Genomic DNA, 13,822 nt, shown 5'->3' with positions numbered 1-13,822 from the left:
TAAGACATAATGAATCCACCTCTCATCCCTGCCGACTTGCTGGCCAAGTCGGACAAGATCCTGTTCATCGCCCACCTGGCGCTGGGCGACTACACCTATTTGCAGAACTGCTTCGCGGCATTCGCACGCGCCTATCCGCACCTGAAACTGCACCTGTGGGTGGATGAGGTGCGGCGCACGGCGGACGCTGCGCAATGGCCGCACCTCAAGAAGAACGTGCTGTACGACTGGCTGGCCGCCTGCGATTTCATCGACAAGGTGTACGACCAGAATTACTCGCCCGCGCTGTTCCAGGCTTCGATCCAGGACGCGCGCCAGGAGCAGTACCCGATCGTGGTGTCGCTGGCCACGCTGCGTCCGCATTTCTATGCGCACCTGGCGCGTGAGATCAGTCCGGACGGCTTCGTCACTGGCTTCAAGAAGCCGCTCGGCTTCGGCCTGCACCGCTACTTCAGCTACCGCAAGCTCGATGCGAGCATGGATCCGGACCCGGCCGACCGCAGCGCCGCGCCGCACATCAGCGACGTGTATGCCGGCTGGTTCCGCCAGCTGGCCAACGTCGATATTCCCCCTAGCGGACGCATTCCGTTCGTGCACATCCCGGAACGCTACATCGAAGGCGCCCGCGCAAAATTGGCCGAATGGGGCTTCGCCGGGCGCCAGGGCAAGCTGGTGTTCATCAATCCGTTCGCCAAGACCCGCAAGCGCTGCTGGCCAGTCGAGCGCGTGGCCGAGCTGATCACCACCATGCGCGCCCAGCCCGAGTGGCGCGACGCCTGCTTCATCGTCAACGCGGTGCCGCAGGAAATCGATAACGTGAAGGCCATGCTGGCCGAACGCCAGCTCGACCGCACCGAGCTGTTCAGCGCCAACGAGAATTTCTTCCAGCTGCCGGCGATGCTGGCGCAATGCGACCTGATCGTATCGGTGGAAACCGCGGTGATGCACCTGGCGAACGCGGTCGGGGTGCCGGTGGTGGCCTTGATGCGCCAGAAGACGCCGGAGTGGGCGCCGGTGGACAAGGCCAACAGCACCGTGATCACGGCCGACCAGCGGCGCGATTGGGTGAAGGCGATTCCGGTGCAGGCGGTGATGCACGCTTTGGCGTGATTGCTTGCTCGGGGATGAAATGAAGGCCGCTGCTTGCGGCCTTTTTTAATTTTTGGACGGTCCGGAGAACTTGGGCCCCTGCCTGCGCAGGGGCGACGGTTTTACAGCCGCAGGTGGTGGATACGTCGCCCCTGCGAAGGCAGGGGCCCAAGTTGCACGAAAACCGTTAACGCATCACTTGGCCGACGGGAAGAACAACTGTTCTCCAGCCGGTCTAAAAGCCGCAATCTTCGCCTGCCCCTCGGCAGAGGTCATCCACTCGATCAACTGCTTCGCCCCCTTGTAGTTGATCCCCTTGTGCTTCTGCGGATTCACCGCAATGATCCCGTAGGGATTGAACATGCGCTTGTCCCCTTCCACCGCGATCGCCAGCCCGGTCTTGGCTTTATAGGCGCCATAGGTCGCGCGGTCGGTCAGCGTGTAGGCGCCGATTTCGGCGGCCATGTTCAGCACTTCGCCCATGCCCAGGCCGGCCGAGACGTAGTTGGTGCCGGCCGGCTTGGCGCCGGCGCTTTGCCAATAGCCTTTTTCCATCACGTCGGTGCCGGAATTGTCGCCGCGCGAGATGAACTTGACATTGCCGGCGGCGATCTTTTTAAAGGCGGCGATCACGTCGCGTTCGCCCTTCAGCTTGGCCGGATCGGCGACCGGGCCGACCACGATGAAATCGTTGTACATCACGTCGCGGCGGTCGATGCCCCAGCCCTCGGCCACGAACTTGTCTTCCAGCGCGCGCGCGTGGACCAGGGTGACGTCGACGTCGCCGTTCTTGCCCAGTTCCAGCGCCTTGCCGGTGCCGACCGAGATCACGTTGACCTTCATGCCGGTCCTGGCTTCGAAGCTCGGCAGCAGGTAGGCCAGCAGGCCGGAATTCTCGGTGCTGGTGGTGGTCGACAGGCGCAGTACCTTGTCGTTCTGGGCATGGGCGAAAGGCGTGGCGAAAGCGACACTCAAGACGAGTGTGAGCAAGGAACGGCGTTGCATGGTGACCCCTAGTCTGGTTATAAAACTGACCAGATTATAAATCGGTCAACGGTATTCGAGGTGGCCGTCGCGCAGCTTCATCCGCTGCACGCCCGGCAGGTTGATGAGGTCGCGGTCGTGGCAGGCGATGACGACGCTGCTGCCCGCTTCGACCAGCGTCGGAATCAGTTCGATCACCTGTTCGCGCGCCGAACCGTCCAGGTTGGCCGTCGGCTCGTCCAGCAGCAGCAGTTTCGGCTGCAGCACCTTGGCGCGTGCCAGCGCCACGCGCTGCTTCTCGCCGCCCGACAGCCTGGCCGGGTCGGTGCCTTCCAGATGGCTCACGCCGGCCCAGGCCATCGCTTCTGCCACGATGCGCGCGATCTCGTCCTTCGGCATCTTGCGCAGGCCGAGGCCGTAGCCGATGTTGTGGGCGACGCTGGTCGAGAACAGGATCGGATGCTGGTGCACGTAGACGATCGCTTCGCGCAGCGCGCGCGGGTAAGGATGCACGCGCAGCACATCGTCGCACTGGAAGCGCAGGCTGTCGATCTCGGCGCGCTCGAGGCCGCCCAGCACGCGCAGCAGCGTGCTTTTTCCTGCGCCGTTAATCCCGGTCAGCACATAGGCGCCGTGGGTGGCGATTTCGATGCGCTCGATGTCGAACAGCAGGCGCTCGCGTTTGTGCTCGTGAAAGCGCTTGCGCAGGCCGCGCACGCCCAGCAGCGCCTTGCGCCGCTCGTCGCGCTGGCGCTGGTTCTCGTTTTCGTACACCGCCGCGCTGATGCTGGTGTGGATGCTGATGCTCATCCGCGCTCCCTGGCCGCGTGGGCGTCGCCCTGCAGCAGCATCAGCGCGCCGTTCATCAACAGCGCCAGCGCCACCAGCACGATGCCGAGCGCGATGCCCTGGGCGAATTCGCCCTTGCTCGTTTCCAGCGCGATGGCGGTGGTGATGGTGCGGGTCTGGCCTTCGATGTTCCCACCCACCATCAGCGCGCAGCCGACTTCCGAGATCACGCGGCCGAAGCCGGACAGCACCGCCGCCATCACGCCGAAGCGGCCCTCGTACAGCACGCGCAGCATCACCTGGCGGCGCGAGGCGCCCAGCGCCACCGCCGTTTCGGCGTAGCGCGGATCGAGGCCCTGCACCGCCGCCAGCGTGAACGCCAGCAGCACCGGCAGCGCCACCACGCACTGGCCGAGCACGATGCCGGGCTGCGAGAACAGCCATTGCAGCTCGCCCAGCGGTCCGCGCCGCGACAGCAGCAGGTACAGCAGCAGGCCGATCAGGACGGTCGGCAGCGACAGCGCCGCCTGCGCCAGCCAGATCACGATGCGGCGTCCGCGGAAGCGGTTCATCGCGATCAGGTAGCCGAGCAGCACCGCCGGCGGCGCCGCCAGCAGCAGGCCGATCACGCTGGTCTTCAGCGATACCCAGATGATGTGCCACAGGTCGGCGTCGCCCGTGACCAGCAGCCTGAAGGCGTGCAGCGTGGCGTCGACCAGGGGCAGTGCCATCTCAGGCCACCGGCACGCGCCGCGGCGCGTTCAGGGGTTCCAGCAGCCCCGGCTCGAACACCAGCCGTTCGGCACCGGCCAGCAGCAGGAAGTGGGTGCCGCTGCAGCGCGCCAGCAGCGACATGCCGACCTTCCCGGCCACCATGTGTCCCATCTGGGTGGTGCCGGAGCGCGACAGCAGGAAGGGGATGCCCATCTGGGCACCCTTGATCACCATTTCGGACGTGAGCCTGCCGGTCGTGTAGAACACCTTGTCGGCGCCGGCCACGCCGTCCAGCCACATCAGGCCGGCGATGGCGTCGACCGCGTTGTGGCGGCCCACGTCTTCGACGAAGTACAGCAGCTCGCCGCTGTTGGAGAACAGCGCGCAGCCGTGCACCGAGCCCGCCTGTTTATAGACCGACTGCTGGGTGCGGATGGTATCGACGATGCGGTAGACCACCGACTGCGCCAGGCGTGCGTCCGCAGGCAGCGTGATCGTCTCGACCTCGTCCATCAGTCCGCCGAACACCGAACCCTGGCCGCAGCCTGTGGTCACCACTTTTTTCGCGGTGCGCGCCTCGACGTCGGCAATGCCGTTGCGGGTGACGACCGCCACCGCGTCCACCGACCAGTCGACCTGCACCGAGACGATGTCCTCGATCGAGCGCACCAGGCGCTGGTTGCGCAGGTAGCCCAGGGTCAGCGCCTCGGGCGCGCCGCCCAGCGTCATCAGGGTCACCAGTTCGCGCTTGTCGACATACACGGTCAGCGGGCGCTCGGCCGGGATGTGCAGCGTGGATGGACGGCCGCGCTCGTCGATGGACACCACTTCGTGGGTCAGGCCGGCGCTGGACGCGGACATCGCAGGGCGGTAATGTGGCACTGCAGCAAAGAAATCGGTTCGCTTCATCTTGTCAGTGTGCCATGGCTGGCAAAAACGGGACGCCACCATGCGTGTGCGGGTGGCCGTCCCAGGCGTATGATGTGCGCCTTTTGTGTCAGCGACGGATTCCATGATCGACGTACAGGCCTTACTGGCAGCCCTGCCGGCACGCATCGATGCCATCCCGCGTGCTGCAGCCGCGCGCACCCCGGACGCGCCGGCCCTCATCGAAGGAACCGCGGAACAAGGGCGCACGCTGTCGTACGCGGCGCTGGTCGGCGAGATCGACCGCTACGCCGCCCTGCTGCGCGGCTGCGGCGTGCGGCCCGGCGACCGCGTGCTGCTGGTCAGCGAGAACTGCAGCGCCCAGGTGGCGCTGATCTTTGCCGCCTCGACCGTGGGCGCCTGGATCGTCAACCTGAACCCGCGCCTGTCGGCGCCCGAGATCGACGCCATCCAGCTTCACTGCGGCGCGCGCCTGGCGCTGTACACGGCGGCGCTGTCGGCGGAAGCGGCTGCGCACGCGGCGCGTGCAGGGGCGTCGTTCGCCGCCGATACGGATGTGATGATCGGCCCGCTGAACGAGGCCTGCGCACCCGAGCCGGTGCATGACGATCCGGCGGCCGGCGACCCGGCGGCCGGCGCACCGGTCGCCGCGCTGGTCTATACCACCGGCACCACCGGCCAGCCCAAGGGCGTGATGCTGAGCCATCGGAACCTGCTGTTCGTGGCCGGTGTGTCGAGCCGCCTGCGCGGCCTGGCGCCGCAGGACCGCGCCTGGGGCGTGCTGCCGATCTCGCACGTGTACGGCCTGACTTCGGTACTGCTGGGGACCCTGAGCGCCGGCGCCTGCCTGCAGCTGGCGCCGCGCTTCACGCCGGACGCGATGCTGCGCGCGATCCGCGACGACGGCCTCACCATCGTGCAGGGCGTGCCGGCCATGTATGCGCGCCTGCTGGAGCTGGCAGGGAACGCACGGCTGCCATCGCGGCTGCGCTTTGCCTACGCCGGCGGCTCGCCGCTCGATCCGGACCTCAAGCGCCGCGTGGAAGCGCTGCTCGGCCTGCCGCTGCACAACGGTTATGGCTTGAGCGAAGCCGCGCCGACGGTCAGCCAGACCCGCCTCGACGCGCCGCGTGCCGACACGTCGGTCGGCCAGCCGATCCCGGGCGTGGACGTGCGCATCGTCGACCAGGCCGGCCGCGACCTGGCCGATGGGCAGGCCGGCGAACTGTGGGTGCGCGGTCCGAACGTGATGCGCGGCTATTACCGCGAACCTTTGCTGACCGCAGCGGCGCTACGCCCGGGCGGCTGGCTGAATACCGGCGACATGGCGCGCCACGGGGAGGATGGGGCGCTGTTCATCGTCGGCCGCACCAGGGAGCTGATCATCCGCTCCGGCTTCAACGTGTTTCCGCTGGAGGTGGAGACGGTGCTGAATGCGCATCCGGGAGTGACGCAGTCGGCCGTGGTCGGCAAGGCGGTGGCGGACGGCAACGAGGAGGTGGTGGCGTTCGTGCAGCCGGATCCACGGCAGGCGCCGACGGTGGACCAGCTGCAGGCCTGGGCGGCCGAACGGCTGGCGCCCTATAAGCGGCCCGGGCGGATCGTGCTGATGAAAGCCTTGCCGGCCGCGGCTACCGGCAAGATCCTGAAAAATGCTTTGAAGGACCTTGCGGCTGAATTGGCGTAGGGTTGACGGCAGAGCCGTCCACCTGAGCTGCTACGATTACTTGCGCCGCTTCTTCCAGTTGTAATCCGGCCCCGTCACATCCACGCCCGGATGCCCGACCACATCCGGATGCTCCGAGCACATCGTGATGAAGCGCACGCCCTCCCCCTCGCGCTGGCGCTTGCGCAAACCTTCCATGAATTTCATCGCTTCGACCATCTCGCTGGTGTCGAAGGCTTGCGCTTCGGGCCGGCTTTCCTCGTCCCCGATCAGCGTCCAATACACCATATACATGCTTCTGTTCCTTTCCGCTGTCATCTTGCACTGAAATGGGGCCATCGCCCCGAGCTGTCAAGCCGGATAGCCGAAAAAATTCTTATTAGAAATAGAATCTCCTTATCGAATGCCGACATTACGTAGGACTTCTCCTAAATCGCGTTTATATGTTCGGCAGCTCACACAAGAAGCAGTGTCAGCCGACTATGGTAAAGCTTCGATTTAAAACGCAGGAAGCGCTCATGAATCTCAACAACCCTATCCAGCCAGCAACCTCTTCGCTCCAGCTGTGGGGCGGCCTCGAATGCACCGTCAATCGCGTACGCGACAATTACTTCTCCCAGATGGACCGTAACGGTCACGCAGAAAGGCTGCAAGACATCGAACGTTTTGCGTCCCTCGGGATCCGTGCGATCCGCTACCCTGTGCTGTGGGAACGCACCGCGCCTGACGGCGTCGACAAGGCTGACTGGTCCTGGCCGGACGAACGCCTGCCCGCACTGCAACGACTGGGCGTCACGCCCATCGTCGGCCTGGTCCACCATGGCAGCGGTCCGCGCCATACGAGCCTGGTCTCCGAAGATTTTCCCGAAAAGCTGGCCGAATATGCCGGCGCCGTGGCGCGCCGCTATCCCTGGGTCGAGTATTACACACCGGTCAATGAAATCTGCACGACCGCCCGTTTCTCCGGCCTGAACGGCGTGTGGTACCCACATGGCAACAGCGAGGCCACCTTCATCCGCGCCCTGATCGTCCAGTGCAAGGCGACCGTGCTGTCGATGCGCGAGATCCGCAAGGTCAACCCGGACGCCAAGCTGGTGCAGACCGACGACTTGTCGCGCACCTACGGCACGCCGGAAATGGCCGAGTTCGCCAACTTCTTCAATGAACGCCGTTGGCTCGGCTGGGATATGTTGTGCGGCAAGATCGACCAGGACCACGCGCTGTGGAACTACCTGCTCGAAGCCGAAGCGACCGCCGAAGAACTGCTCTGGTTCAAGGATAACGCCTGCCCGCCGGACATCATGGGCGTCAATTACTATGCGACCAGCGAACGCTGGCTCGACCACCGCCTCGATCGCTATCCGGAGAACCGCCGCACCCAATACCGCGGCGTGCCGCACGCCGACATCGAATGCCCGCGCGTGCTGGCCACGCCGACGCCGGGTATCGGCCCGCTGCTGCAGGAAACCTGGGAGCGCTACGGCCTGCCGATCGCCATCACCGAAGCCCACATCGACGCCAACCGCGAAGACCAGATGCGCTGGCTGCTCGAAATCTGGAACGCCGCCAAGAAGGTGCAGCAGAGCGGCGCCGACATCCGCGCCGTCACGGTCTGGGCCCTGCTCGGCTCCTACGACTGGAACTGCCTGGTCACCGAATGCCGCGGCTACTACGAACCGGGGCCGTTCGACGTGCGCGGCCCGCAGCCGCGTCCGACCGCGGTCGCCTCGATGATGCGCGAACTGGCCACCGGCCGTCCGCTGTCGCACCCGGTGCTGCAGGGCCAGGGCTGGTGGCGCCGTCCAGGCCGCTTCTTTGCCAAGCCGGTCGCCACCCGCACCGCGGTGGCGGACATCAACGACCGCGGCGCCTTCCGCTCGACCTTCCCGCAGCCGATCCTGATCTCAGGCGCCACCGGCACGCTGGGCCGCGCCTTCGCCCGCATCTGCGAACGGCGCAACCTCGCCTACCACGTGCTGACGCGCCAGGAAATGGACATCGCCGATCCGGCGTCAGTCGAAGCCGCAATCGTTCGCTACAAGCCGTGGGCCGTCATCAATGCCGGCGGCTACGTGCGCGTGGATGACGCCGAAGGCGAAGCCGAGCGTTGCATGCGCGAGAACACCCACGGCCCGACCGTGCTGGCCCTGGCCGCGATCCGCCATGGCGTGCGCCTGATGACCTTCTCGAGCGACCTGGTGTTCGACGGCAATACCGACCGTCCCTATGTCGAATCCGACCGGGTGTCGCCGCTGGGCGTGTACGGCCGCAGCAAGGCCGACGCCGAGCGCCGCGTACTCGATTCCGATCCGCAAGCCCTGGTCATCCGCACCAGCGCCTTCTTCGGCCCGTGGGATGAGCACAACTTCGTTGGCCAGGCGCTGGACGCGATCGGCAGCGGCCGTCCGTTCGCCGCCAGCGCCGACCAGGTGGTGTCGCCGACCTACGTGCCGGACCTGGTCAACGTCGCCCTCGACCTGCTGATCGACAAGGAATGCGGTGTCTGGCACCTGACCAATGGCGAAGCCATGAGCTGGGCCGAACTGGCACGCCGCGCCTGCGCCGCCGCCGGCATCGAACCCGCGACGCTCGAGGAAGTCGGCGACGATGCGCTCGGCCAGCCTGCCCCGCGCCCGGCCTACAGCGCGCTCTCGAGCGAGCGCGGCATGCTGCTGCCGTCCTTCGGCGATGCGCTGGGACGTTATCTGAACGAACGCGAGGTCGGCGAGCGCGCGGTCGAGAAGGAAGAAGCGGCACCGGCGCATTACGCAAGCTGACCGCCTTACTTTTACTGTAAATACAACAGCCGGCCTGAGGTCTGTCAAGACTCAGGCCGTTTTTTCTACATTACCGTTTTGTAACGGAACAATATATTTACTGCAAGCATCTCCGTCGTTACACTATGTTACATAGCGTTACTTAACGAAACCTGTGTGACGGAGAGCCCGCATGAAACTGTATCGCGATGAACCGGGCTGGGCCGAACGTCTGGTTGCCCGAGCCCTGCCCTCGGTCACGCTGCGCTCGGCAGTACCGCCGCATTTGCCGCGCCTGGCGTTCGTGCGGGAACTTGGCAAGATCCGGCTGCGCGCCCTCCTGCACCCCGGCCTGACGCCCCAATGGCTGCAGCTGCTGAATTCGCATCCTGCGTTTTCCGAATACGTGCGCAGCTGCCCGCGCTTCCTGTACAAGGTCTATCGCCCCTACAGCAGCCACGCGCTCGGCCCCGGCCGTCGGCTGGCGGCGATCCGCGCCCACTACGAATTCATCTTCCGCCGCGGCCTGGGACAGGTGGCGGCGCGCGCCAGCCTGGCGGCGGTCGTGCTGGCCGAAGCCCAAGGCCGCAGCGGCCCGCCCTACCGCATCGAACTGCGCACCCTGACCGAGTTCGACCGCGAGGGCGAAATGGTGCTGCAGCTGGTCCAGGACGGCAAGACGCTGTACACGGTGGCCTTCACCATCGCCGCGCGCGACGGCGGCCCGGTGCCCGACATCCACGTCGGCTGCATCCAGGGCGGCAAGACCGACGATGCGCGCGCAGCGATCCGCAGTGCCACCCGCGAACTGCACGGCTTGCGCCCGAAGCAGCTGATGATCGCCCTGGTGCGCCAGCTGGCCCACGACTACGGCTGCGCGCGCGTGCTGCTGGTCTCGAACCGCAACCGCGTGGTCTACAAGGCGATCCGCAACGGACGCGTGCTGGCCGACTACGACGGGCTGTGGGAAGAACTGGGCGCCCGCAAACGGACCGATGGCGATTACGAGATCGATTGCGCGGCGCTGGCGGCACCCGACATGGAAGCGATACCGTCGAAGAAGCGGGCCGAAGCGCGGCGCCGGTTCGAAGTGCTGATGCAGCTGGCGGATGGCGTCGGCACAGGCTTGCGCGCGCGCTAGCCGCGGGCGGCCTGCAGCACCGCCGCCAACTCTCCCCACACCTGTTCCACGCTCATCCTGTTCATGCAGTCGTGGTGCCCCAGCGGGCATTCGCGCTGGCGGCACGGCGAGCACGGCAGCCGCAGCGACACCGTGCGCGCCAGGTCGGACAGCGGCGGCGCGTAGTCCGGGTCGGTCGAGCCGTACAGCGCCACCACCGGCCGGTTCAGCGCCGAGGCCACGTGCAGCAGGCCGGAGTCGTTGGCGACCACTGCGGTGGCCTGGGCCAGCAGCGTGATCGCGTCGTCGAGCGAGGTCTGGCCCGACAGGTTGAGCATGCCGCTGCCGGCCTGGCCCGCACAGGCCTGTACCTGCTTGCAGGTGTCGTGGTCGTTGGGCGATCCCATCAGCGCGATCTGGGCACCGGGCAGCTCGCGCACGACCTGGCGTGCCAGCGCGCCGTAATAGGCCGGCGGCCAGCGCTTGGCGCTGCCGAATTCGGCGCCGGGCGCAAAGGCGATCAGCGGCCGCCCCAGGTCGACGGCGAGGCGCGCGGCGACCCGCTCGGTCTCTTCGCCGGCCACCACCAGGCGCGGCCGCATCGTTTCCCAGCGCGGATCGTGCAGCGGCAGGCCGGGTTCGCGCGACAGCGCCGCGTAGAACGGCACCATCGCGCGCTGCGGGCGTTCGTCGTGGTGCATCACGTTGACGATACCGTAGCGCGATTCGCCCTTGTAGCCGATGCGGTGCGGAATCCGCGCCAGCCAGGGAATCAATGCATATTTGAGGGTATTCGGCAGCACGTAGGCATCGCGGTAGCCGCGCCGCCTGAGCAGGCGCGCATAGCGCAAGCGCTCGCCCAGCTGCAGGGCGCGGTGGCGGAACGGGGTGGCCAGGATGTCGTCGGCTTCCTGGATGCGGCGCCACACCGGCACCACCTGCGGCGGCGCCAGCACGTCGATGGGGCGCTCGGGCCGCGCGCGCTTGAGCAGGCGCAGCAGCGGCTGCGCCATCACGACATCGCCGATCCAGTTCGGCGAAATTACCAGGGTGCGCGCATTGTCCATATCCAGGACCGGTTCATGACTCCTCCGCCAGGGTGGCGAACTGCAGGCGGTACAGGTTGGCGTACGAACCGCCCAGCGCCAGCAGCTCGTCGTGCGTGCCCTGCTCGACGATGCGGCCGAGTTCCATCACGACGATGCGGTCGGCGCCTTCGATGGTCGACAGGCGGTGCGCGATGACGAAGGTGGTGCGCCCGGCCATCAGGGTGTCGAGGGCGGCCTGCACCGCGCGTTCGGACTCGTTGTCGAGTGCGGAGGTCGCTTCGTCGAGGATCAGGATCGGCGCGTCCTTGTAGATCGCGCGCGCGATCGCCACGCGCTGGCGCTGGCCGCCGGACAGGCGCATGCCGTTCTCGCCGATACGGGTGTCGACGCCTTCCGGCAGCCGCTCCACCACGTCGCTCAGGTGCGCCGCGCGCACCGCCGCCATCAGGCGTGCCTCGTCGACGCGCTCGGCGCCGTAGGCGATGTTGGCGCGCAGGGTATCGTCGAACAGCACCACGTTCTGGCTGACCAGCGCCAGCTGGGCGCGCAGCGAGGCCATCCTGATGTCCTGGTAGGGCACGCCGTCGAGCAGGATGCGGCCCGATTCCGGTTCGTAGAAGCGCGTGACCAGGTTCACGAAGGTCGACTTGCCGCCGCCCGACATGCCGACCAGCGCGATGGTCTGGCCCGCCTTGACGTCGAGCGTGACGCCGTCCAGCGCCGGCGCCAGCGCGCCCGGGTAGCGGAACTTGACGTTCTCGAAGCGCACGTGGCCTTGCGCGCGGCCGAGGGTGCGGGTGCCGGGGTCGTGCTCGCCCGGTGCGTCGACCAGCTCGAACACGGTCTCGGCGGCGGCGATGCCGCGCTGCATCGGGCCGTTGACTTCGGCCAGTGCCTTCAGCGGCGTCAGCAGCATCAGCATCAGGGTCACGAAGCGGGTGAATTCGCCGGTGGTCATGCCGGCCTGCAGTGCCAGCACCACCACCAGCGACAGCGCCAGCGAGGTGGCGATCTGGGTCACCGGGGTGGTGGCGGCGAAGGCCACCGTCATGCGCTGCCAGAAGCCGCGCATGGCTTCGCTGCGCTGCCAGAAGCGGTGGTTTTCGTGGGCCTCGCCGGAAAACACGCGCACCACCTGGTGGCCGCGCACGGCTTCCTCGACGACTTGCGTCATCTCGGCCGTCACGCGCTGGTTTTCGCGGTTCAGGTGGCGCAGGCGCTTGCTGGTGGTACGCACGATCACCGCCGTCAGCGGCACCACCACGATCGCAATCAGGGTCAGCCACCAGTTCATCCACAACAGCGAACCGAGCAGGCCGACCACGACCAGCACGTCGCGCACAAAGGACAGGAACACCGAGTTGATCATGTCGACCACCTGGCGCACGTCGCCGACCACGGTATTGATGATCTTGCCGGTCGATTCTTCCTGGAAGCGCGCCACCGGCAGGCGCAGCACGCGGTCGAAGGCCTGCGCGCGCAGGTCGTTGGTGACGCGGCTCAGGACCCAGCTGTTGTAATAGGCGGTGGCGAAGGTGCCGACGCCGCGCACCACGAACAGCATGACCAGCACGCCCGGGATCCACCACAGGGAAAACCCCGGCTTGCCGCGGAAGCCTTCGTCCATCAGCAGTTCCAGCGCCTTGGCGAGCAGCGGATTGGTGACGGCGGTCAGCGCCATCGCCAGCAACGCCAGGAAAGCGCGCGTGCGGTAGGGTTTGACGAGTGCCCACAGGCGTTTGACGATGATACGGTTATCCAATTTTTCTCTTTCGCATTCAGGCGGACGCCCATGAGGAAAGCCGGTGCCCGCAACCCATCATTATGCATGGAAGCGAGAACACCATGGGAGTGCGCCGGGACATCCCCGGCTCGGTTTGAACCAGATCAACACACTGGCCGGGAACGAATTCCGACGGGGCCGACAAGGCTAGGCTTGCGCTTGACCCGATACGGCAGTGACCTTCGACACCATGCAACCCGCCCGGCCCCTCTCGCTCGTGATCACCACCTATGACCGGCCGGATGCGCTGGCCGCCGTGGTGCGTGCCTGCTTCATGCAGGACGACAAGAACTTCGAAATCATTATCGCTGATGACGGTTCGGCTGCCAACACGGCGGCCTGCATCGAGCAGCTGGCGCGGGCATCGCCGGTGCCGCTGAAACACGTCTGGCAGCCGGACCAGGGTTTCCGTGCGGCGATGGCGCGCAACCGCGGGATCCTGGCGGCGCGCGGCGGCTACATCGTGTTCCTGGACGGCGACTGTATCCCGCAGCACGACTTCATCGCGCGCCACCGGGCGCTGGCGCGGCCGGGACGGCTGGTGTCGGGCAGCCGCGTATTGATGAGCGAGGCGCTCACGCGGCGTGTGCTGGACGACGGCATCGACGTGGCGGCGGCGTCGAGCGTCACGCACCTGGGCTGGCGTCTGGGCGGACACATCAACAAGGTGGCGCAGTTGCTGGTGCGCTGGCCGGACATCGGCCGCCGCATCGGGAGCAATGCGCGGCGCTTCAACTGGCGCCGCATCAAGAGCTGCAACCTGGGGGTGTGGCGCAGCGACCTGGAGCGCGTGAACGGCTTCGACGAGAGTTTCACGGGATGGGGTTACGAGGATTCGGACCTGGTGCTGCGGCTGTTTCACGCGGGGGTGCTACGGACCGACGGGGCGTTTGCGACCGAGGTGTTTCATTTGTGGCACCGGGAGGCCGGGCGGGATCGGGCGGGGAGTAACCTGCAGGAGGTGCTTGCGCGCGCTGGAACCGG

Annotated in this window: 11 protein-coding genes and 1 pseudogene; 5 read left to right on the top strand and 7 right to left on the bottom strand. The window is 66.7% G+C overall.

Going from position 1 to position 13,822, the window contains the following annotated elements; genetic code table 11:
* Nucleotides 1–9: 9 nt before the first annotated feature.
* Nucleotides 10–1,110, top strand: a complete 1,101-nt coding sequence (locus tag FBX97_RS12510; RefSeq protein ID WP_141832050.1) for a glycosyltransferase family 9 protein — start codon at nucleotides 10–12, stop codon at nucleotides 1,108–1,110.
* 174 nt (nucleotides 1,111–1,284) lie between these two features.
* On the opposite strand, the gene FBX97_RS12505 is transcribed toward FBX97_RS12510, so the two are convergent.
* The 4 genes from FBX97_RS12505 to FBX97_RS12490 are packed head-to-tail and all read right to left on the bottom strand — an operon-like array spanning nucleotide 1,285 to nucleotide 4,437.
* The gene (locus FBX97_RS12505) at nucleotides 1,285–2,094 is read right to left on the bottom strand and encodes an extracellular solute-binding protein (protein ID WP_141832048.1); all 810 of its coding nucleotides are present in this window, start codon (nucleotides 2,092–2,094) and stop codon (nucleotides 1,285–1,287) included.
* 45 nt (nucleotides 2,095–2,139) lie between these two features.
* Nucleotides 2,140–2,883: an energy-coupling factor ABC transporter ATP-binding protein gene (locus tag FBX97_RS12500; protein WP_141832046.1), complete on the bottom strand. Its 744-nt coding sequence runs from the start codon at nucleotides 2,881–2,883 to the stop codon at nucleotides 2,140–2,142.
* A complete protein-coding gene (locus tag FBX97_RS12495) occupies nucleotides 2,880–3,587 on the bottom strand; it encodes an ABC transporter permease (RefSeq protein WP_141834392.1) in 708 nt (235 codons plus the stop codon). Before FBX97_RS12495 ends, FBX97_RS12500 begins: the two co-directional genes overlap by 4 nt.
* 7 nt (nucleotides 3,588–3,594) lie before the next feature.
* Nucleotides 3,595–4,437 (bottom strand): formate dehydrogenase accessory sulfurtransferase FdhD, encoded by an 843-nt coding sequence (locus FBX97_RS12490; RefSeq protein ID WP_370457233.1) that lies wholly within the window; start codon nucleotides 4,435–4,437, stop codon nucleotides 3,595–3,597.
* A gap of 151 nt (nucleotides 4,438–4,588) precedes the next feature.
* Between FBX97_RS12490 and FBX97_RS12485 the strand changes: the two genes are divergently transcribed.
* Nucleotides 4,589–6,151 (top strand): class I adenylate-forming enzyme family protein, encoded by a 1,563-nt coding sequence (locus FBX97_RS12485; protein ID WP_141832044.1) that lies wholly within the window; start codon nucleotides 4,589–4,591, stop codon nucleotides 6,149–6,151.
* A 36-nt stretch (nucleotides 6,152–6,187) separates the two neighbouring features.
* On the opposite strand, the gene FBX97_RS12480 is transcribed toward FBX97_RS12485, so the two are convergent.
* Nucleotides 6,188–6,424, bottom strand: a complete 237-nt coding sequence (locus tag FBX97_RS12480; protein ID WP_141832042.1) for a hypothetical protein — start codon at nucleotides 6,422–6,424, stop codon at nucleotides 6,188–6,190.
* Between the two features lie 224 nt (nucleotides 6,425–6,648).
* Here FBX97_RS12480 and FBX97_RS12475 point away from each other — a divergent pair, with 224 nt between their 5' ends.
* Nucleotides 6,649–8,907, top strand: a complete 2,259-nt coding sequence (locus tag FBX97_RS12475) for a family 1 glycosylhydrolase (protein ID WP_141832041.1) — start codon at nucleotides 6,649–6,651, stop codon at nucleotides 8,905–8,907.
* Nucleotides 8,908–9,079: 172 nt separating this feature from the next.
* A complete protein-coding gene (locus tag FBX97_RS12470) occupies nucleotides 9,080–10,027 on the top strand; it encodes a DUF535 family protein (RefSeq protein ID WP_141832039.1) in 948 nt (315 codons plus the stop codon).
* On the opposite strand, the gene waaF is transcribed toward FBX97_RS12470, so the two are convergent.
* Both waaF and msbA read right to left on the bottom strand, forming a co-directional pair.
* A complete protein-coding gene (gene waaF, locus FBX97_RS12465) occupies nucleotides 10,024–11,073 on the bottom strand; it encodes a lipopolysaccharide heptosyltransferase II (protein WP_141832037.1) in 1,050 nt (349 codons plus the stop codon). The two genes, FBX97_RS12470 and waaF, sit on opposite strands and share 4 nt — an antisense overlap.
* A gap of 13 nt (nucleotides 11,074–11,086) precedes the next feature.
* Nucleotides 11,087–12,817: a lipid A export permease/ATP-binding protein MsbA gene (gene msbA, locus FBX97_RS12460; RefSeq protein ID WP_141832035.1), complete on the bottom strand. Its 1,731-nt coding sequence runs from the start codon at nucleotides 12,815–12,817 to the stop codon at nucleotides 11,087–11,089.
* Nucleotides 12,818–13,028: 211 nt separating this feature from the next.
* Here msbA and FBX97_RS12455 point away from each other — a divergent pair.
* Nucleotides 13,029–13,745 (top strand): annotated as a pseudogene (locus FBX97_RS12455) (glycosyltransferase family 2 protein); the annotation flags it as partial.
* Between the last annotated feature and the right edge of the window lie 77 nt (nucleotides 13,746–13,822).

Source organism: Herbaspirillum sp. SJZ107 (assembly GCF_006715485.1).
In the GTDB taxonomy this organism is placed as follows: Bacteria; Pseudomonadota; Gammaproteobacteria; order Burkholderiales; family Burkholderiaceae_D; genus Telluria.
This window is presented reverse-complemented; position numbering and strand designations above follow the sequence as displayed.

Excerpts from the sequence above, each read along its gene's own strand:
- waaF (WP_141832037.1), bottom strand. The coding sequence starts at position 11,073 with ATGGACAATGCGCGCACCCTGGTAATTTCGCCGAACTGGATCGGCGAT.
- FBX97_RS12470 (WP_141832039.1), top strand. The coding sequence starts at position 9,080 with ATGAAACTGTATCGCGATGAACCGGGCTGGGCCGAACGTCTGGTTGCC.
- FBX97_RS12475 (WP_141832041.1), top strand. The coding sequence starts at position 6,649 with ATGAATCTCAACAACCCTATCCAGCCAGCAACCTCTTCGCTCCAGCTG.
- FBX97_RS12510 (WP_141832050.1), top strand. The coding sequence starts at position 10 with ATGAATCCACCTCTCATCCCTGCCGACTTGCTGGCCAAGTCGGACAAG.
- FBX97_RS12480 (WP_141832042.1), bottom strand. The coding sequence starts at position 6,424 with ATGTATATGGTGTATTGGACGCTGATCGGGGACGAGGAAAGCCGGCCC.
- FBX97_RS12505 (WP_141832048.1), bottom strand. The coding sequence starts at position 2,094 with ATGCAACGCCGTTCCTTGCTCACACTCGTCTTGAGTGTCGCTTTCGCC.
- FBX97_RS12490 (WP_370457233.1), bottom strand. The coding sequence starts at position 4,437 with ATGTCCGCGTCCAGCGCCGGCCTGACCCACGAAGTGGTGTCCATCGAC.
- FBX97_RS12500 (WP_141832046.1), bottom strand. The coding sequence starts at position 2,883 with ATGAGCATCAGCATCCACACCAGCATCAGCGCGGCGGTGTACGAAAAC.
- FBX97_RS12485 (WP_141832044.1), top strand. The coding sequence starts at position 4,589 with ATGATCGACGTACAGGCCTTACTGGCAGCCCTGCCGGCACGCATCGAT.